The organism is Rhizobium sp. WSM1328 (assembly GCF_057653715.1).
On record NZ_CM172788.1, the window covers coordinates 3,065,766 to 3,083,499 of the forward strand.

The window sequence follows — 17,734 nt, forward strand, 5'->3', positions numbered from 1 at the left end:
ATGACGTTGCACAATTGCAACGAAAAACGCCCTCATGCGTTGTCTTCAGCCACGGATACGAGGAATCGGACGCGTTGAGAAAACTTTCGACATTGGCGATCCTTTTCGCCGCTACCGCCTTTCTTGCCGGCGCTCGCCTGCCCCCGCAAGGCCCGATGCCCGAACCTCGGCCAGATGCCGGACAGCCGACCAGCCCCACCTCCCCTTCCTCGGAAAAGACGGAACCGCCCGCGCCCGGAGAGGTCCCGGCCCCTCAGCCGAAACCCGACGTCAAGGACCCGGAGGCACCGGCATCGAGCCCGCCAGCGCCGCAGGCCGCACCGTCAGAGCCCGGGCCGACAGAACCGATGCAAGGTCCGCCGCGGCCGCCGGGCAGCCCCGAAAGCTCACAGCCGCCGACGGAAGAAGGTAAGCCGCCCGGCGAGCAGACACTTGAAGAGCAACACCTGACGATCGAACCGGAAAGCGATGCCGAGCATGCCGAATGCACGGCCGCCCTTCAGTCCCTGGGCGTCGTCTTCAAGGACACGCCGCGCATCGATGACGGTAACGGCTGCGGCATCGACAAGCCGATCATCGTCTCTGAAGCCCTGCCCGGCATCAAGCTGAAGCCGGAGGCGACGATTCGCTGTCCGGCAGCGCTTGCCCTTGCTCGCTGGATGAAGGACAGCGTCATCCCGGCGGCTTCCGCCGCCCTACCGGAGCAGGGCCGCATCACCACCGTCAACCAGGCAACGTCCTATATGTGCCGCCTGCGTAACAGTGCCGGAACCGGCAAGATCTCCGAGCATGCCCGCGGCAACGCCATCGATATTGCGAGCTTCCATTTCGAAAAGGGTGAAGATGTCGCCGTCCGCTCCCGTCGCGAGGATTCTACGCTGACCGGCGCCTTCCAGCGCACCGTCAGCGCCGCCGGCTGCCTCTACTTCACCACCGTCCTCGATCCGGAAAGCGACGCCGCCCACGAAACCCATTTCCATCTAGACGTCATCGAGAGGAAGGGTGGCTATCGTTATTGCCATTAGTCACTTCAAAGAGTTGCGATTCCCGCTTGAATCGGGTCATCCAACCACTAAACTTCGGCACGAAGAACCGGCGGAGTGCCTACCATGACCTTGTTGAGCTTCCAGATGAAAGACTCCACAGTTTCCCGTCTGGATCGCCTGGCCGAAAGGCGAAAGCTTTCGTCGGCCGAGATCGCAGCCGTGGCGATCGAAGAATTCATCGAACGGGAGGAATGGCAACTCTCGGAGATCGAGGCTGCCGTTCGCGAAGCCGACCAAAGCGACTTCGCCTCCGAAGAGGATGTCGCTACAGTCCTGTCAAAATATATTGGCAGCCCTTCTGGAAAATGAGCCTGCGCATCAAATGGACCCGCAGAGCGCTTGCCCGCCTTGATCATATCGGCGCTTACATCGCCCGTCACCATCAAGGTGCCGCAGCGAGGGTCATCGTCCGTATCCAATCCATCGTGGAGACGATGCCGGATTATCCGTTGGTGGGAAAAGTCAGTCGCGTCGCGGGAACAAGGGAAGTGGTGCTGAGCGACATTCCCTATATTGTCGCATGTCGCGCTAGAGAAAACGAAATTGAAATTCTAACCATCTTGCATACATCTCAACGATGGCCGAAGAGCTTCTGAAGCCGGCTCTAAAACAACCCCTCGATATAGCCCTGGTCGTTCAGGAAAATCCGTTCCGCCGACGGTGATTTCGGCAGGCCCGGCATCGTCATGATCTCGCCGGTGATGGCGACGACGAAGCCCGCTCCCGCCGAAAGCCGCACCTCTCGCACGGTGACGATGTGGCCTTCCGGCGCGCCGCGCAGGTTCGGATCGGTGGAGAAGGAATATTGCGTCTTCGCCATGCAGATCGGCAGCTTGCCGTAACCTTGCTCCTCCCATGTCTGCAACTGGTCGCGCACCGCCTTGTCGGCCGTCACTTCACCGGCATGGTAGATCTTCGAGGCGACGATCTCGATCTTCTCGAACAGCGAAATGTCGTCGCCATAGAGCGGCTGGAATTTCGCCTGCCCGGATTCGGCCAGTTCCACCACCTTGTGCGCCAGTTCCTCGATGCCGGCCGAACCCAGCGCCCAGTGGCGGCAGAGGATCGCCTCGGCGCCAAGCCTCGAGACAAATTCCTTGACTGCCGCGATCTCGGCGTCGGTATCCGAGACGAAATGGTTGATCGCCACGACGACGGGCACCCGGAAACGACGCACATTGGCAACGTGCCGGCCAAGATTGGCGCAGCCCTTCTTCAGCGCCTCGACATCCTCCGTGCCGAGATCTTCCTTCTTCACCCCGCCATTCATCTTCAGCGCCCGGACGGTCGCGACGATCACCGCCGCATCCGGCTTCAGCCCGGCCTTGCGGCACTTGATGTCGAAGAATTTCTCGGCCCCGAGATCGGCGCCGAAGCCCGCTTCGGTCACCACATAGTCGCCAAGCTTCAGCGCCGTCTTCGTCGCCGTCACCGAGTTGCAGCCATGGGCGATGTTGGCGAAGGGGCCGCCATGCACGAAGGCCGGATTGTTCTCTAGCGTCTGCACGAGGTTCGGCTGCATCGCATCTTTCAACAGCACCGCCATTGCGCCGTCGGCTTTCAGGTCTCGCGCTTGCACCGCCGTCCTGTCGAAACGATAGCCGATGATGATGTCGCCAAGCCGCCGCTCCAGATCCTTGAGGTCGGTGGCAAGGCAGAGGATCGCCATCACCTCGGAGGCGACGGTGATGTCGAACCCGCCCTGGCGCGGGAAACCGTTGGCGACGCCGCCGAGCGATGAGACCATGCTTCTGAGCGCCCGGTCGTTCATGTCCATGACCCGCCGCCAAGTGATGCGGCGGATGTCGATATTCTCTTCGTTGCCCCAGTAGATGTGGTTGTCGATCATCGCCGCCAGCAGATTGTGCGCCGATGTGATCGCATGGAAATCGCCGGTGAAATGCAGGTTGATGTCTTCCATCGGCACGACCTGTGCATAACCGCCGCCGGCCGCCCCGCCCTTGACGCCGAAGCAGGGGCCGAGCGAGGCCTCGCGGATGCAGACAACGGCTTTCTTGCCGATCCGGTTCAGCCCGTCGCCGAGCCCGACGGTGGTGGTCGTCTTGCCCTCGCCCGCCGGCGTCGGGTTGATCGCGGTGACGAGGATCAGCTTGCCATCCTTCTTGCCTGCTTGCGCAGCAATGAACTCGGCGCTGACCTTCGCTTTGTCATGACCATAGGGAACGAGCTGCTCGACCGGAATGCCGAGTTTCGCCCCGATTTCGAAGATCGGCTTTTTGGCCGCGGCGCGTGCGATTTCGATATCGGATTTGATGGATGGCATGGATGTTCCCCCGTCCGACCTCCGCGGGCGCGGAGCCGTTATTTTTCTCTTCATCGAGATAACGAAATATCGGCGGGGTGTGAATAGCCCCACGCCTTGCGGCCGCCACGCTGGGCGTTTATGTGGCGGACGACAATTGCGGTTTAACAGGCTGAAAACATGAAATCACTGGAACTCATCATCGAGCGCATCATCCTGTCGAGCCGCTGGATCCTCGTCGTCTTCTATATCGGCCTAGTAGCAGCACTCGCCGTCTATGCCGTTTCCTTCGCCTACAAGTTCCTGAAGATCGCCTCCGGCGTCTTCGAGCTTGACGAGGCGGAGATGATCCTTGCCATGCTCGGTTTGATCGACGCTGCCCTCGTTGCCAGCCTGATCGTCATGGTCATGATCTCGGGTTACGAGAATTTCGTCAGCCGCTTCGACGAGGCCAGCGAGGCCGACAACGAGGTCTCCTTCCTTGGCAAGCTCGATTCGGGCAGCTTGAAAATCAAGGTCGCCTCCTCGATCGTCGCCATCTCCTCCATCCACCTGCTGCAGGTCTTCCTCAATGCCGACAAATATGCGGACGGCAAGATCATGTGGCTGACCCTCATGCACCTCGCCTTCGTCGCCTCCGCCGTCATGCTCGGTTTCCTGGAGAAGCTGATGAGCGTCACGTCGAAAAATGATCTGAAGGATAAGGACTGACAGGCGTCACGAGGCGCCTTCGGAGCTTCAACAAGCAGCAGCCCGACGAAAACGCCGAGCTATGCTCTTTCGAGTCCTGAGATCAATTGACCGAAGCAGCAACAGGAACGATCTCTGCCTCAGCTTTTCTCGGGCATCGAAGGCTTTCCTTCGCCTCCGGCCCACAGACATGCAAGCCGGGCTCTTCATCATAGGGGATGATACCATTGATGATGCCAAGCTTGAGGGCCTCAGAAGGAAGTATGATACTTCCTCGCTCAGTTGAAGTAGCGGGCATCATCGTCTCGTATGTCTCGGCGCTCACGCCCATCTCGTCGAAATAAGCTAAAAATCTCGTATATTCAGCCGTCGTGGGCCTGACGATGCCGATTGCCGAATATCCGACCATCCGCGGCGTTCCGCTCATCAGGACAAGAGCGCAGCTCGAAAGACAGTACGCACGGCCGGCAAAGACTTCGCCCTCGGTCGGTCCGCTTTTGGCGATGCTGGCTTTGCAACGTGGATCCAGCTTTGGACAATTCGGCAACTGCGTTCTGCCAATCGAGGTTTCCTGACCTGCAGCGCGGATCATGCGCCCCATCACGAAAGCCGCATCCGTGTCCCCGCCATTAGATTGAAGGACGATCGGCAGCTTTCGTTCGCCGAGCGTCGTCAACATCGCCTTCAGCCGAGCCGGCGTATCCGGTGTGATGTCTCCGTCCGCAGAAATCCACTGCGTGCACTCTTCCTGGCAATTGCCATTGGACATCAGGAGGAAGTCCATCGGCCTGGTTTTGGGCAGTTTCTCGCTTGTCTCTGCAGCCGCTTCCTGTACGGGTGCCTCGGATACCGGCGTCTTAGATACAGGCGCCTCAGCCGCCACAGGCGCTTCGGCTGCCGGATGGCTGTGACAGACAGCCTCGGCCGCTGCATCCGGCGCGCAGAGCGGCATGCCGGGCCACTCATTGTAGGACAGCATGTCCGTAATGAGACCTATTCGAAGTGCCTCTGCAGCCGGTACGATATTGATGTTGTCAGGCGTAGCGCTCATCATCAGACCGACCACGTCTTCGCTGACGCCCATTTCCTTCAAATAGGCCGTCAAGGCAGCAGTAGCCTTCTTTCCAAGTTTGGTGGAACTGCTCTGCCCCGCCACCTTGCGTCCGACCTCCTTGCGGGAGATCTCCTTTTTCTTGCCGTTCACGATCTTGTATTCGATGCGATAGGAAACTCGCACCTTGTTGTAGACAGTCGTGATCTGGTGGACACCGATCAAGGCCCATTGCGACGAGACACGCGACGTACCGCCGACGAATGCCAGCGGACAAGCAGAAAAGCAGTATGCACCGGACGAATAGGTATAACCGACCGCGCTACCGTCCTTGGCAACAGCGGCTTGGCAGCGCGTATCCCCAACCGGGCAATCTTTGAGCCGCGTGCCGCCGACCGCCGTTTCCAGCCCGGCCTTGCGGATCATCCGGCCCATCGCATAGGCGGCATCGACGTCGCCGCCTTCCGAACGAAAAACGACAGGCAGTTTACGGCCGCCGATCTTCTTGAGGATCTTTCTGAGCCGCGCGGGTGTATCCGACGTTATCCGCCCCTCCGCCGATATCCATTCCGGACAGTTTTCCTGGCAGAGGAGACTGCGCACGAGGATGAAATTCATCGGGGGATGCGGCGCTGGCTTCTTTTCCTCGGCAGCCTGCGAGGTTGCCGCTCCGATCGGCAAGGTCAAAAGGAGAAAAACAAGTAACAATCTGGAAAATAGACACTTCACCAGAAAGGAAACTGCAAAGCGCACGATTAAATTGCCTCAGTTGTACTGAGCATAGGCTTAGCAAGTGGATTGACTGCCAGCAAGCCGGATTTCGCCGCCTGCTGCGGTCCTCTTATCTTTGTTCTCTCATCGCAATCCGGCTGAGATGGCGTCCCGCTGCGGCCGTGTTCGCGCAGATCACCCGCGCCGCCGCCAAGCGTTGCAGGTAGGCCGCCCCACCGCCTTTGCGCCGGTGCCGGAGAGATCCGAGCTCTTCCCCGAAACTCTCCCAAGTGATTCTCCCCTGCCCGGCTGCGCGAGACCGTTGCGATGCCGCCATGAGGGAACTCAACGATACCGCAACGCTATGTTTGCAACTCGAAACTCAACCGAAGCGCGAGCTACTGTGGCTAATTTTTCACAATTTGAATGAATCGGCTTGCGTTAGGTCAATTGGGGCTAGCATCCCGCAGATTTTCTGTATTTGATAGCGGTAACATTGGGGCTGCCGGGGGCGTACAAATGTCTTACATGACTACCTCTGAAAGACAGTCATTGCTTTCGGCAGAGCTTGCGACCGCACGAACGCGCAGCCTGTTTGCGCAGGCGCTCGGCAGGGTCTCCACAGCCTTCGGATTGTCGCATGCGACGCTAATGCACGCTCCCTCCCCCGAAGACCTCCTCCTGAAACCCCTGCTGATTGAGAGCTCGCTTCCTGTCGCCTATGTCAGGGATTTCGACCGCGCCCACATGATGCGCGGCTGCCCTTTCGGCGTAAGGCTGAGGCAGTCTGCTGTGCCGCCGGCATGGCACCTCAACGACGCCTCCAATGGTCAGGCTTTCCCCGCCGAACTTCGTGCCCTGATGCTGCGCCATGCCATACCGGCAGGCGTTGCCATGCCGACCATTGCAGCCGACGGCCAGCGCCTGGTCTTTTGGTTCTGCGGCGAGCGCGCCGCACTTGGCCAGAGTGAGACCAACGAGCTGGCAATGATCATTCTCCATGCACTTGATGCATACAATGCAGTCAAACGTAACGAGGAATGCGCGCATAACGCGCTATCAACCAGAGAACTAGAAGTTGTTCGCTGGACTGCCCAGGGCAAGACCTCGATCGAAATCGGTCAGATCCTCACGCTCTCGGACCATACGGTGAACGCCTATATGACGAACGCGATCAAAAAACTCGATTGCGTCAACCGGACCCAGTTGGTAGCTAAGGCCATTCGATTGAAGCTGATCAACTGAGGAATCAGAAGAGAGTCGGCACGTCGTCCCATGATCTGGGGGAATCGTGCCTCTTCACTTCGAACAGCCCGTCATTGACAAGACAGAACAATCCCGCGCCCACATCGGCATCACCGATGCGGAAGTCGTCCGGATGCTTGCTGCCTATCGTCTTTTCGGCTTCTGGCGCATCGATATCGAGACAGGACATTTCTTTGCAAGCGAGGATGTCCACGCGATCTTCGGCCTCCCCTATAGCGACGGCCCCGTCAACCTGACAGAGCTGATGTCGCGCATCCATGAGGAGGACCGCAGTCTGATCGCTCAGACCTTCGAAGAGGCGAGCCTTCACGGCGTCGGCTTCCATTTCGTCTATCGTGTCGACAACCGGCTTGGCGGCCACAAGCTGGTGCGCAGCGTCGGCCGCTTCCGAAACGATGAAAGCGGCGGCGGCATCGTCGGCATCACCTATGAATTCGTCGAGAAACTGCGCGTCGTCGGCTTCGAGGACAACACGATACCCCGTTGACTCCAGACGTTTTAGCGGTCGAGCACCGAGCGGATCTCGACGAGGTTCGAGCGCACCCTCAGAATATAGAAGCCCATGGTGGCGAGATGGCTCGGCATGATCCAGCCATCCTCGCGACCGTTCGAGATGATCGCCGGCTGGATGCGCAGGGCGGCCTGGAACTGCCGCGTCGTGCTGCCCCAGATCGCGCCGAGATTGCGTTCTTGCACCACCTGTGAGAAGTCGGCCTGCGCGGCGGTAAGGATGGCGTAGTAAGCATAGAGCTGGCCATAGGCGAACCAGAACCGGTCGTCGGCGCGGGTGTCGAACCAACCGCGATTGTGGTTTTCCGAGCGCTCGGCGAGCATGTCGGAGGTGCCGCCGAGATCGTTGGCAATGCGGTCGATGAACTGCATGAGGTTATCGGCGCGGCCGTCGAAAACGACATTGCAGAGGGCGAGATCGGTGTTGAACTTGCGCAGGCTGCCGACCGCGGAGCGGTAATAGGAAGGCGTTGGCGTCTTCGGCCCGAAGGGATTGAGCCCGAAATACCAGCTGTTTTCGTCGAACTGCAGATTGCCGCGCGCGCTCTGCAGGTCATTGTTGATGCCCGACGTGCCGCGCACGCGCCCAAGCGTATCGACAAGCTCCGCCGAAGTCCGTCGGACCGCCTGGTTGACGCCGCGCTGGAACGACGCCTTGTTGTCGAGAAAGGGCGTGTGATCCCAGTCGATGCCGAAGAAGCCCATCTTGTAGAGCAGCATGGAGGAGATCCATGCGTTCTGGTTGACATTGAAATCGGTCAGATCGGCCGCGACGTCAACGATCGCCGAGCGTTGGCAGGTCTTCGGCGCCGTCGCATTGGCGCCCTCGGCGACCGGCACTTCCTGTCCGGCGGCAACCTTGCGTTCGGAAAGCCGGTACTGATCGACAAAGGCGGTGTTGAAATTCGACCAGACCTGCGTCTGCCAGAAGAAATAACCATAGAGCACGACCAGCAGCGCCACGAACGCGATGACCGGCAGCCGGATCATCCAGCTCCGGCGCTGATACCAGCCGTGTGCGGCAAGAAAGGGCCAGAAGGCCCAGGCGGAAAACAGGCGGGCCCAACGGCCGATCGTCTGGCCGATCAGCCTGAAAAAACCGGCTATCCGGTCAAGCATCGTCGTCTCCTGTCAGGCGAGGCGAACATCGGGACATTGCCGTCCCGCTGCATCCCACATATGCGCTCGATGGGCCGAGCACAACACGAACCCTTCGATTTTCCAGAATGAAAGCATTGGGAGAGGGGTATTGCCCGCGCCCTGCTGGTCAGGAGCGCAGGAAAGGCCGGCTGAAACGGAAGGACCTGCGCGCCGTATCGATCAGAGGCGCTCCCGAGGTTTCCGGCGGCGGATCGGCATAGGTCGGGAACCTTCTAGCGAATTCGAGATCGGCACGGCTCTTGCGCCGCTCCAGATCCTGGGCGACCAGCATGCCCTTCTCGAACAGCCTGATCGGCGCAGCGATATCAGGGAACAATTCCGGCTTGATCCTCACCTTCATGCCCGGCCGGTCGGTATCGACCTGCGCCTGGTAGATGATCAGCCGCTCCTCCACGTCGATCAACAGCTTGCGCAACAGCGCGTTGCAGGCGGCGATCCGGCCGTTCAGCGAATCGACATAGGTCTGGAACAGGCCGATGAAGCGCTCACGCCGCTGGCTGTCGTCGCGCATCTCGTGCTCCCCGGCGGAAATCCGCTCGGCCTCCGCCTTCAGCGCCCGCCGTTCCGCCTCCATCTGCTCCCAATGCGCCCTGTTGCCATAGACGCCGATACGGCCCTGCGTCGTCAGCGCCTTGGCATTGAGCTCCTTCATCTTGAGGCGGGCGATATCGATGGAAACGACCAGCCGGCGCCGCTGCTCGACGATATCGACAAGGCTGAGTTCGGCTGCCTTGTGCCGTTCGGTAAGCGCGGCGCGCTGACTGGCGATCAGCCTGGCGAGCGCGTCCGATTTCGTCAAAAGATCGAGCAGCCGCTCGATGACGGGCGCCTCGCGCACGCGTTCGGTGTACATGCGCCACATCCGCTGGCGCGACACCCAGCCGGCCATCTTCTCACGTAGCGTCAGCCCCCGGAAACTGTCGAGATCGGCAGAAACCTCGGCCGTCAGCCGGTCGAGGCAAAAGACCAGCTCGGCCAGTTGGGCGTCGAGCGCCGCAGCATCGGCGATATGGGCCTGGAAGCGGGCATTCTGCTCGAGGAAGACCTCGTCGGCTGATCGTGTTTCGTCGCCGCTGAAGGCGCTGATCGCAGCCACGCAATAGGCCCCCTCGGCCGCAATCCTCTCGGCGAGGCTGCCTGCGGCTTCATACTGGCTGTCGAATGACGGGGGTTTGCGCACCTGATCTCTCCAGGGAATCTCCTGCCCCCAAGCTAGTCGCTTGCGGCGCCAAAGAAAACAGGCAGCATCGCCGGCTTTAGACCGGCTCGGCGATCCAGGCACCGTTCATCGCGTCGTCCCAGTGCCTGCGGCAGAGCGAGACATATTTCTCATTGCCGCCGACATCGATCTGCGCGCCTTCGTGCAATACTTTTCCTTTCGCGTCGAGCCGCACAACCATCGTCGCCTTGCGCCCGCAATGGCAGATCGTGCGCACCTCGCGCATTTCGTCGGCGATCGCCAGCAGTTCCTGCGAGGCCGGAAACAGCTTGCCCTGGAAATCGGTTCTCAGCCCGTAGACCATCACAGGGATACCGAGCCTGTCGACGACGCGGGCAAGCTGCCAGACATGGACAGGCGTCATGAAATGCGCCTCGTCGACGAAGATGCAGGAAACCGGCGCTCCGTCTCCGCTCAGCGTCGCGACCAACCGAAACAGATCTTCATGCGGCTCGAAGGGAATGGCGCTCGCCTCCAAGCCGATCCGCGAGCCGATGACGCCTCGGCCGGCGCGCTCGTCGAAGGCGGCGATCAGCTGCACCGTGCGCATGCCGCGCTCCTGGTAATTATAGGAGGCCTGCAGCAGCATCGTCGACTTGCCGGCGTTCATCGTCGAGTAGTTGAAATAGAGTTTTGCCATCCGATTTCTCCTTGATCGGCTTATTGAAAGCTTGGAATGGCAAAGAAAAGCCCTGAGGGAGCGATAATCACAGGAATCCGGCTCGAAAACCGCCGAAAGCCCCGGAAACAAGGCATTGCGAAAAAATCCGCGGACGTCGCAATCGCATGGGTCGATACGGCGCAAACGCACTGAGGTCGCTTGTCAAACTCGGTTATTGATGGTTGGCTTGGGAACTTAAAGACTGGGAGTCTAAAATGAAAACAACAAGCACGTTCAAACTCGTTACCGCAACTGCCGTCGCCGCCCTCTCCGTTGCGACCGCCGCCTTCGCCGCCGATCCCGACAGCTGCTCCACCGTTCATTTCTCGGACGTCGGCTGGACGGATATCACCGCCACCACCGCCACCGCATCCATCGTCCTGAAGAGCATCGGCTATCAGACCGACGTCAAGGTTCTCTCCGTGCCGGTCACCTACACCTCGCTGAAGAACAAGGACATCGACGTCTTCCTCGGCAACTGGATGGAGACGCAGGAGAAGGACGTTCGTCCCTATCTCGACGACAAGTCGGTCGAATCCTTCGGCCCGAACCTGGTCGGCGCCAAGTACACGCTCGCCACCAACGCCAAGGGTGCGGAACTCGGCATCAAGGACTTCAAGGATATCGCCGCCCACAAGGACGATCTCGACGGCAAGATCTACGGCATCGAGCCCGGCAATGACGGCAACCGCCTCGTCATGGACATGATCGAGAAGAACGAGTTCGACTTGAAGGATATGGAAGTCGTCGAATCCTCCGAACAGGGCATGCTCGCCCAGGTCGCGCGTGCCGACAAGTCAGGCAAGCCCGTTGTTTTCCTCGGCTGGGAGCCCCACCCGATGAACACCAACTTCAAGCTGACCTACCTCACAGGCGGGGACAAAGTGTTCGGCCCCGACTTCGGCGGCGCCAAGGTCTTCACCAACGTGCGTGCCGGTTATCTCGACGAATGCCCGAATGTCGGCATGATGTTGAAGAACCTGAAATTCTCCCTCGACATGGAGAACCAGATCATGGGCAAGATCCTCAACGACGGCAAGGAGCCGGAGGCTGCAGCTTCCGAATGGCTGAAGGCGAACCCCGCAGCGCTCGAACCCTGGCTCGCGGGCGTCAAAACCCGCGACGGCAGCGGCGAGGCTCTCGCGGCCGCCAAGACCGGCCTCGGCCTCTGATAATACGAACGGGGCGGCTCGCCGCCCCGCTTCATTTTTGTCCGATTGTTGTTTTTCTGGATGGGCGCACCCTTGAATTGGATCACCGAATTTAAGATTCCCGTTGGCCCCTGGGCCAAATCCTTCGTGGACTGGCTGACCTCGAACGGCGAGTGGTTCTTCAACCAGATCGCCTTCCTGCTGTCGAGCGCTATAGATGGCCTGCTCTTCGTGCTGCAGAAGCCCCATCCGCTGATCGTCATCGCGGCCATTACCGCCATCGCCTTTTGGCTGCGCCGGTCGATCGCAGTCGCCGTCTTCACCTGTCTCGGGCTGCTGCTGATCGTCAACCAGGACTATTGGAAGGAAACGACGGAGACTCTCGCCCTCGTGCTCGCCGCCACCTTCGTCTGTATGGTGATCGGCATTCCGCTCGGCATTGCCGCCGCCCGCCGCCCTTGGGTCTATGCTGCCATGCGCCCGATACTCGATCTCATGCAGACCATACCAACATTCGTCTATCTGATCCCGGCGCTCATCCTGTTCGGCCTCGGCATGGTGCCGGGCCTGATCGCCACCGTCATCTTCGCGATCCCCGCCCCGATCCGGCTGACGCGCCTCGGTATCATCTCGACGCCGCCGTCCCTCGTCGAAGCCGCCGTCGCTTTTGGAGCGACGCCGATACAGGTCTTGCGCAAAATCGAGCTTCCCTTCGCCACGCCGCAGATCATGGCGGGTCTCACCCAGACCATCATGCTATCGCTGTCGATGGTCGTCATCGCCGCCCTTGTCGGCGCTCCCGGGCTTGGTGTGCCCGTCGTCCGTGCGCTGAACACCGTCAATATCGCCAAGGGCTTCGAGGCGGGCTTCTGCATCGTCATCCTGGCAATCATTCTCGACCGGATGTTCCGCACGGCGGGTGAAGGAGGCGCTGCATGACCGCGGTAAGCTTTAACAATGTCAGCATCATCTTCGGCGATCGGCCGGAAACCGCGCTTGCCATGGTCGATCAGGGCAAATCGCGCGACGAAATCGGCGCCGCGACCGGCTTGGTGCTCGGCGTCGCCGATGCTTCGTTGACGATCGAGGAAGGCGAGATTCTGGTGCTGATGGGCCTTTCCGGCTCCGGCAAGTCGACGCTGCTGCGCGCCGTCAACGGGCTCGCTCCCGTGGTGCGTGGCGATGTCGCCGTCTCCACGACCACCGGCCCCGTCAACCCTTACAGATGCAATGCCAAGGCTCTGCGCGATCTGCGCACGCACACCGTCTCCATGGTGTTCCAGCAGTTCGCCCTTTTGCCTTGGCGCACCGTCGCCGACAATGTCGGCTTCGGCCTCGAACTCGCCGGCATGCCGGAAGCCGAACGCAAGCTCCGCGTCGGCGAGCAGCTTGAACTGGTCAACCTGACAAAATGGGCAGGCCGCAAGGTCAACGAGCTTTCGGGCGGCATGCAGCAGCGTGTCGGCCTTGCACGCGCCTTTGCCACCGGCGCCCCGATCCTGCTCATGGACGAGCCGTTCTCGGCGCTCGACCCATTGATCCGCACCCGTTTGCAGGACGAGCTCCTGGAGTTCCAGCGGCGGCTAAAGAAGACCATCCTCTTCGTCAGCCACGATCTCGACGAGGCCTTCCGCATCGGCAATCGCATCGCCATCATGGAGAGCGGCCGCATCATCCAGTGTGGGACGCCGCACGACATCGTCAAGAACCCCGCAGACCAGTATGTCGCCGACTTCGTGCAGAACCTCAATCCGATCAACATGCTGACGGCGGCCGACGTCATGCAGCCAGGCCTCGGTCAGACTGCCGCCGGCATGAGCGTCAGCGCCACGGCCCGCGCCGCGACCCCGCTCATCGATATCCTCGATGCCCTTGCCCGCCAACCGGGCAGTATCGGCATCGTCGAAAACGGCGCGATCGTCGGCACCATCTCGGCTCAGGATATCGTTGCCGGCCTCACCCGCCATCGCCGCAAGGAGGAAGCTTGATGTTTTCCATCCGCTTTGTCACAAGGCGGATATGAAAGATCAGCCCTCGCCCTTACGCGAAACCGACGACGATGCCCGCAAGCTTGCCCGCGTGCTTCTGCGCTCCGCACGATACGCGGCGATTGCCGTTCTCGACCCAGAGACCGGCTTTCCCTTCGCCAGCCGCGTGCTCGTCGCCACCGATATCGACGGCACCCCCGTTATCCTGGTTTCGCAGCTGTCGGCCCATACCAGGGCGCTCGCCAGCGACCCGCGCGCCTCGCTCCTGACTGGCGAGCCCGGCAAGGGCGATCCCCTCGCCTATCCTCGTCTGACGACCCAGTGCAGAGCAGAATCCGTCGAGCGCAGCAATCCATGCTACGCGCGGATCCACATGCGTTTTCTCGCTCGCCACACTAAGGCGAAGCTTTATATCGACTTTCCTGATTTCCTATTCTTCCGTCTCAAGCCTGAGCAGGCCAGCCTCAATGGCGGCTTCGGCCGCGCCTACCAGCTGGATGGGAACGATCTCGTAATCCAGTCGGCCGCGAATGAGGCGATTGCCGTCGGGGCGGCAGAAGCAGTGCGAGATTTAGTAGAACGCCACCCCGACGTCGAGGAAAGCCTCGCTATCAGGCTAAAGGCGCCGGAATCCGGCTCTTGGCGCATTTGTGGTATCGATTCCTCAGGTTTCGACATGATTTCCGGCGATTTGCTGCTGCGATACGAGTTCGAAACCCTCGCTGTGGATACCGATCACATTTGTTCAAACATGTCTAAAATAGCATACTCGATACCTTAAATTTAGGTATATACAATCTTCGAGCCCAGTTGCTAGTTTTTGGTGTCAGTCAAAATCCCGGCTGGCGGCCTGCGCCAACACGCTTGATGTACGTTTTGCATTAGGAAGATAACATATGGAAACCTCTGATTTGGCCGACCACACGAGCGTGGCGGCAGCTTTATTGTCGGCCATGGCAAACCCGAAGAGATTGCTGATCCTGTGTAGCCTCGTGAAGGGCGAAGTGGCCGTCGGCGTGCTTGCGACGCAGGTCGGGCTCAGCCAGTCGGCTCTCTCTCAGCACCTGTCGAAACTGCGCGCTCAAAAGCTGGTCAAGACCCGCAGAGACGCACAGACCATTTATTATTCGAGCACCTCCGAGCCAGTCATGAAGATCCTGGCAACGCTCGAAGACATTTACCTCGTGCAGAACCGGAATAGATCCGCCGCCTGATGATAGCGCTGACATGAATGTCGGCCGATGCCGCGCTGCAAGGGGATGTTCCCGGAGGCTTGGCAGCGATATTTCAGCACCTGAACCTTATGGCACGACCGGCAAATTTGCGATTTGCCGGTCGTGCCTTTGAAGGCCTGGCCTTTCTGCTCCTTTCGCCGCAGGCAAGGAACTGCAGCCCGACCGCGCTGAAGCGCTCGCCCCGTGATCGATCGAAGCAGCTTGAGCCTCCTGTCAGGGGAGCTTTCGGGACTTTTCCCGTTGACGCCTTGGGAAGCCCTGATAATTTGACCGGGCAGTAAAAATATGGGCGTAAGGCCCCCGGGAAAGGGCCGTCAGCGGCCAGGAGAACAGCATGTCCAATCGCCTCAACGCACCAAACGATCTTCGCGCCTTCTGGATGCCGTTTACGGCAAATCGCCAGTTCAAGAAGGAGCCGCGTTTGTTCGTCGGCGCCAAGGACATGTACTACACGACCCATGACGGCCGTCAGGTGCTGGACGGCACGGCCGGCCTTTGGTGCGTCAATGCCGGCCACTGCCGCCCGAAGATCACCGAGGCGATCCGCGAGCAGGCCGGCGAGCTCGATTACGCGCCGGCCTTCCAGCTCGGCCATCCCAAGGCCTTCGAACTGGCAAACCGCCTGGTCGACATCGCCCCGGAAGGCCTGAACCACGTTCTTTATACCAACTCCGGTTCCGAATCCGTCGAGACCGCGCTCAAGGTTGCGCTCGCCTATCATCGCGTGAAGGGCAATGGATCACGCTTCCGCCTGATCGGCCGCGAGCGCGGCTATCACGGCGTTAATTTCGGCGGCATCTCCGTAGGCGGCATCGTCACCAACCGCAAGATGTTCGGCACGCTTCTGACCGGCGTTGATCACATGCCGCACACCCACCAGCCCGGCAAGAACAACTTCACCCGCGGCGAGCCCGAGCATGGCGGCGACATCGCCACCGAACTCGAGCGTATCGTCACCCTGCATGACGCTTCCACCGTCGCCGCCGTCATCGTCGAGCCGGTGGCGGGCTCCACCGGCGTCTTGATCCCGCCGAAGGGCTACCTGCAGAAGCTGCGCGAGATCTGCACCAAACACGGCATCCTTCTGATCTTCGACGAGGTCATTACCGGCTTCGGCCGCCTCGGCGCCCCCTTTGCCGCGCAATATTACGACGTCAAGCCTGACATGATCACTGCCGCCAAAGGACTGACCAATGGCGTCATCCCGATGGGCGCCGTCTTCGTCACCTCCGAGATTCATGATGCCTTCATGAACGGCCCGGAGCATATGATCGAGTTCTTCCACGGCTACACCTATTCCGGCAACCCGATCGCCTCCGCCGCGGCCCTCGCCACGCTCGACACCTACAAGGAGGAGGGCCTGCTGACACGCGCCGCCGAGCTTTCCGACTACTGGGCCGACGCGCTGCATTCGCTGAAGGACTGCCCCAATGTCATCGACATCAGGAACACCGGCCTGATCGGCGCGATCGAACTCGACCCGATCGCCGGCGAGCCCACCAAGCGCGCCTTCACCGCTTTCCTGAAAGCCTATGAAAGCGGCCTGCTGATCCGCACCACCGGCGATATCATCGCACTCTCCCCGCCGCTGATCATCGAGAAGCACCACATCGACGAGCTCTTCGGCAAGCTGCGGGCCATCCTGCAGAACAACATTTGAGAAAGCTCTGAAGTCTTCAGGCATCATGGCCTGCGGCGGACCGCCTGCATAATTCCTCAAATCGGAACCGATTTAAGGAGAAAATTATGCGGCAATTCAAAGTGTTACAGCGTCCTTTTCGCGTCTGAAAAGACGCGCGGCGCTGTAAATCCATCCAGGCCCTTTTGTTGGGAAGACCGATAGGCCTCAGCTCACGGCGGCGACGGAAAGGCAGAGGGCGAATTTCTTCACCAGCCGGCGATCGAATTGCCCTTCGCTGCCAAGCATCCACTTCAGTGCTTGGCTCGCGCTCCATGGCGCCTTGTACGGCCGCACGGAGGTCACGGCGTCATAGACGTCGCAAATCGCAGCAAGACGGGCATGGAAGCTGACCTGCGTCTCGGAAAGCCTGCGAGGATAGCCCTTGCCGTCGATACGTTCATGATGGTTGAGGCATACGTCGAGTACGATCTCCGACATGCCTTCCTGGCGTGACAGGATTGCATGCCCCTTTTCGGGGTGATCGCGGATCATCTTGATCTCGTCCTCGTCAAGACGCCCTTCCTTGTTGAGTATCTCAAGCGGAATTTCGAGCTTGCCGACGTCGTGCAGCAATCCTGCTGTGCCGAGCGTCTGCACTGTAGCCTCGTCAAGTCCGAGATGACGGCCGAAAAGGATCATCAGCGCACTCACCGAAAGGGAATGCAGAAACGTCACTTCGTCCTTGGATTTCAGACGCGTAACGCTGAGAAAGACAGTGGGATTGTCATCCATCGACTTGGAGACTGAGGAAATCACCGGCGCCACCTGATCGACGCTGATCCCATCGCCATGCTGGAGCCGGCCGAAAACGCTTTCCAGTACCTGCACGGATTTCTGGATGGTCTCGCGTGCCGCCTGGGTGTCGATCTCGATATTGCCGCCTGGCAGGCCGTCAATGTCCAGGCCTCTGCTGGTGTTGATGATAACACCTTCAATACCGCTCTTGCGAAGTTTCAGGGCATCGGCTTCACGCCGCAGCAGAAATCTTCGCTTGGACAGAAAAGGATCCTGCCATGCACCCTCGATCGCCTCCACAAACATTCCGTTGCGCACCCGCCTGGCTTCGATACGCTTGAGCATCCAGATCTCAGTTCCCGAAAT

Annotated in this window: 19 protein-coding genes; 13 read left to right on the top strand and 6 right to left on the bottom strand. The window is 60.1% G+C overall.

What is annotated here, in order from left to right:
* Positions 1-14: 14 nt before the first annotated feature.
* From AC2444_RS15580 to AC2444_RS15590, 3 genes are all read left to right on the top strand, one after another.
* Positions 15-1,025, top strand: a complete 1,011-nt coding sequence (locus AC2444_RS15580) for an extensin-like domain-containing protein (RefSeq protein ID WP_017994842.1) — start codon at positions 15-17, stop codon at positions 1,023-1,025.
* Between the two features lie 84 nt (positions 1,026-1,109).
* On the top strand, positions 1,110-1,355 hold the full coding sequence (locus tag AC2444_RS15585; RefSeq protein WP_012758493.1) for a CopG family ribbon-helix-helix protein: 246 nt from the start codon (positions 1,110-1,112) through the stop codon (positions 1,353-1,355).
* Positions 1,352-1,642, top strand: coding sequence for a type II toxin-antitoxin system RelE/ParE family toxin (locus tag AC2444_RS15590; RefSeq protein ID WP_012758494.1), 291 nt, complete (start codon positions 1,352-1,354; stop codon positions 1,640-1,642). The genes AC2444_RS15585 and AC2444_RS15590 overlap by 4 nt, the downstream gene beginning before the upstream one ends.
* A gap of 8 nt (positions 1,643-1,650) precedes the next feature.
* On the opposite strand, the gene AC2444_RS15595 is transcribed toward AC2444_RS15590, so the two are convergent.
* Positions 1,651-3,330 (bottom strand): formate--tetrahydrofolate ligase, encoded by a 1,680-nt coding sequence (locus tag AC2444_RS15595; protein ID WP_012758495.1) that lies wholly within the window; start codon positions 3,328-3,330, stop codon positions 1,651-1,653.
* 159 nt (positions 3,331-3,489) lie between these two features.
* Between AC2444_RS15595 and AC2444_RS15600 the strand changes: the two genes are divergently transcribed.
* Positions 3,490-4,020: a TIGR00645 family protein gene (locus AC2444_RS15600; RefSeq protein ID WP_012758496.1), complete on the top strand. Its 531-nt coding sequence runs from the start codon at positions 3,490-3,492 to the stop codon at positions 4,018-4,020.
* An 82-nt stretch (positions 4,021-4,102) separates the two neighbouring features.
* On the opposite strand, the gene AC2444_RS15605 is transcribed toward AC2444_RS15600, so the two are convergent.
* Complete coding sequence (locus AC2444_RS15605) at positions 4,103-5,476, bottom strand: hypothetical protein (protein ID WP_244432226.1); 1,374 nt, start codon at positions 5,474-5,476, stop codon at positions 4,103-4,105.
* Between the two features lie 181 nt (positions 5,477-5,657).
* Here AC2444_RS15605 and AC2444_RS15610 point away from each other — a divergent pair, with 181 nt between their 5' ends.
* From AC2444_RS15610 to AC2444_RS15620, 3 genes are all read left to right on the top strand, one after another.
* Positions 5,658-5,828 carry a hypothetical protein gene (locus AC2444_RS15610; RefSeq protein ID WP_244432227.1) on the top strand — a complete coding sequence of 57 codons (171 nt, stop codon included), beginning with the start codon at positions 5,658-5,660 and terminating at the stop codon, positions 5,826-5,828.
* 452 nt (positions 5,829-6,280) lie between these two features.
* Positions 6,281-7,006 (top strand): helix-turn-helix transcriptional regulator, encoded by a 726-nt coding sequence (locus AC2444_RS15615; RefSeq protein WP_012758498.1) that lies wholly within the window; start codon positions 6,281-6,283, stop codon positions 7,004-7,006.
* Positions 7,007-7,052: 46 nt separating this feature from the next.
* Positions 7,053-7,514 carry a PAS domain-containing protein gene (locus AC2444_RS15620; RefSeq protein WP_012758499.1) on the top strand — a complete coding sequence of 154 codons (462 nt, stop codon included), beginning with the start codon at positions 7,053-7,055 and terminating at the stop codon, positions 7,512-7,514.
* Between the two features lie 11 nt (positions 7,515-7,525).
* Here AC2444_RS15620 and AC2444_RS15625 read toward each other — a convergent pair whose 3' ends face one another.
* From AC2444_RS15625 to AC2444_RS15635, 3 genes are all read right to left on the bottom strand, one after another.
* A complete protein-coding gene (locus AC2444_RS15625; protein ID WP_012758500.1) occupies positions 7,526-8,656 on the bottom strand; it encodes a DUF2333 family protein in 1,131 nt (376 codons plus the stop codon).
* Between the two features lie 148 nt (positions 8,657-8,804).
* Complete coding sequence (locus tag AC2444_RS15630) at positions 8,805-9,878, bottom strand: hypothetical protein (RefSeq protein ID WP_012758501.1); 1,074 nt, start codon at positions 9,876-9,878, stop codon at positions 8,805-8,807.
* A gap of 76 nt (positions 9,879-9,954) precedes the next feature.
* A complete protein-coding gene (locus AC2444_RS15635; protein ID WP_128448841.1) occupies positions 9,955-10,557 on the bottom strand; it encodes a thymidine kinase in 603 nt (200 codons plus the stop codon).
* A 236-nt stretch (positions 10,558-10,793) separates the two neighbouring features.
* On the opposite strand from AC2444_RS15635, the gene AC2444_RS15640 reads away from it, so the two are divergent.
* The 6 genes from AC2444_RS15640 to aptA all read left to right on the top strand — a co-directional run bounded on the left by AC2444_RS15640 (position 10,794) and on the right by aptA (position 16,612).
* Positions 10,794-11,750, top strand: a complete 957-nt coding sequence (locus tag AC2444_RS15640) for a choline ABC transporter substrate-binding protein (RefSeq protein ID WP_012758503.1) — start codon at positions 10,794-10,796, stop codon at positions 11,748-11,750.
* 72 nt (positions 11,751-11,822) lie between these two features.
* Positions 11,823-12,668, top strand: coding sequence for a choline ABC transporter permease subunit (choW, locus tag AC2444_RS15645; protein WP_017994845.1), 846 nt, complete (start codon positions 11,823-11,825; stop codon positions 12,666-12,668).
* Positions 12,665-13,717: a choline ABC transporter ATP-binding protein gene (choV, locus tag AC2444_RS15650; RefSeq protein WP_012758505.1), complete on the top strand. Its 1,053-nt coding sequence runs from the start codon at positions 12,665-12,667 to the stop codon at positions 13,715-13,717. Before choW ends, choV begins: the two co-directional genes overlap by 4 nt.
* Before the next feature lie 31 nt (positions 13,718-13,748).
* The gene (locus tag AC2444_RS15655; protein WP_012758506.1) at positions 13,749-14,498 is read left to right on the top strand and encodes a HugZ family pyridoxamine 5'-phosphate oxidase; all 750 of its coding nucleotides are present in this window, start codon (positions 13,749-13,751) and stop codon (positions 14,496-14,498) included.
* Between the two features lie 115 nt (positions 14,499-14,613).
* Positions 14,614-14,931 carry an ArsR/SmtB family transcription factor gene (locus AC2444_RS15660; RefSeq protein WP_012758507.1) on the top strand — a complete coding sequence of 106 codons (318 nt, stop codon included), beginning with the start codon at positions 14,614-14,616 and terminating at the stop codon, positions 14,929-14,931.
* Between the two features lie 355 nt (positions 14,932-15,286).
* Positions 15,287-16,612 (top strand): omega-aminotransferase AptA, encoded by a 1,326-nt coding sequence (gene aptA / locus AC2444_RS15665; RefSeq protein ID WP_012758508.1) that lies wholly within the window; start codon positions 15,287-15,289, stop codon positions 16,610-16,612.
* 186 nt (positions 16,613-16,798) lie between these two features.
* On the opposite strand, the gene AC2444_RS15670 is transcribed toward aptA, so the two are convergent.
* Positions 16,799-17,713: an HD-GYP domain-containing protein gene (locus AC2444_RS15670; protein WP_012758509.1), complete on the bottom strand. Its 915-nt coding sequence runs from the start codon at positions 17,711-17,713 to the stop codon at positions 16,799-16,801.
* Between the last annotated feature and the right edge of the window lie 21 nt (positions 17,714-17,734).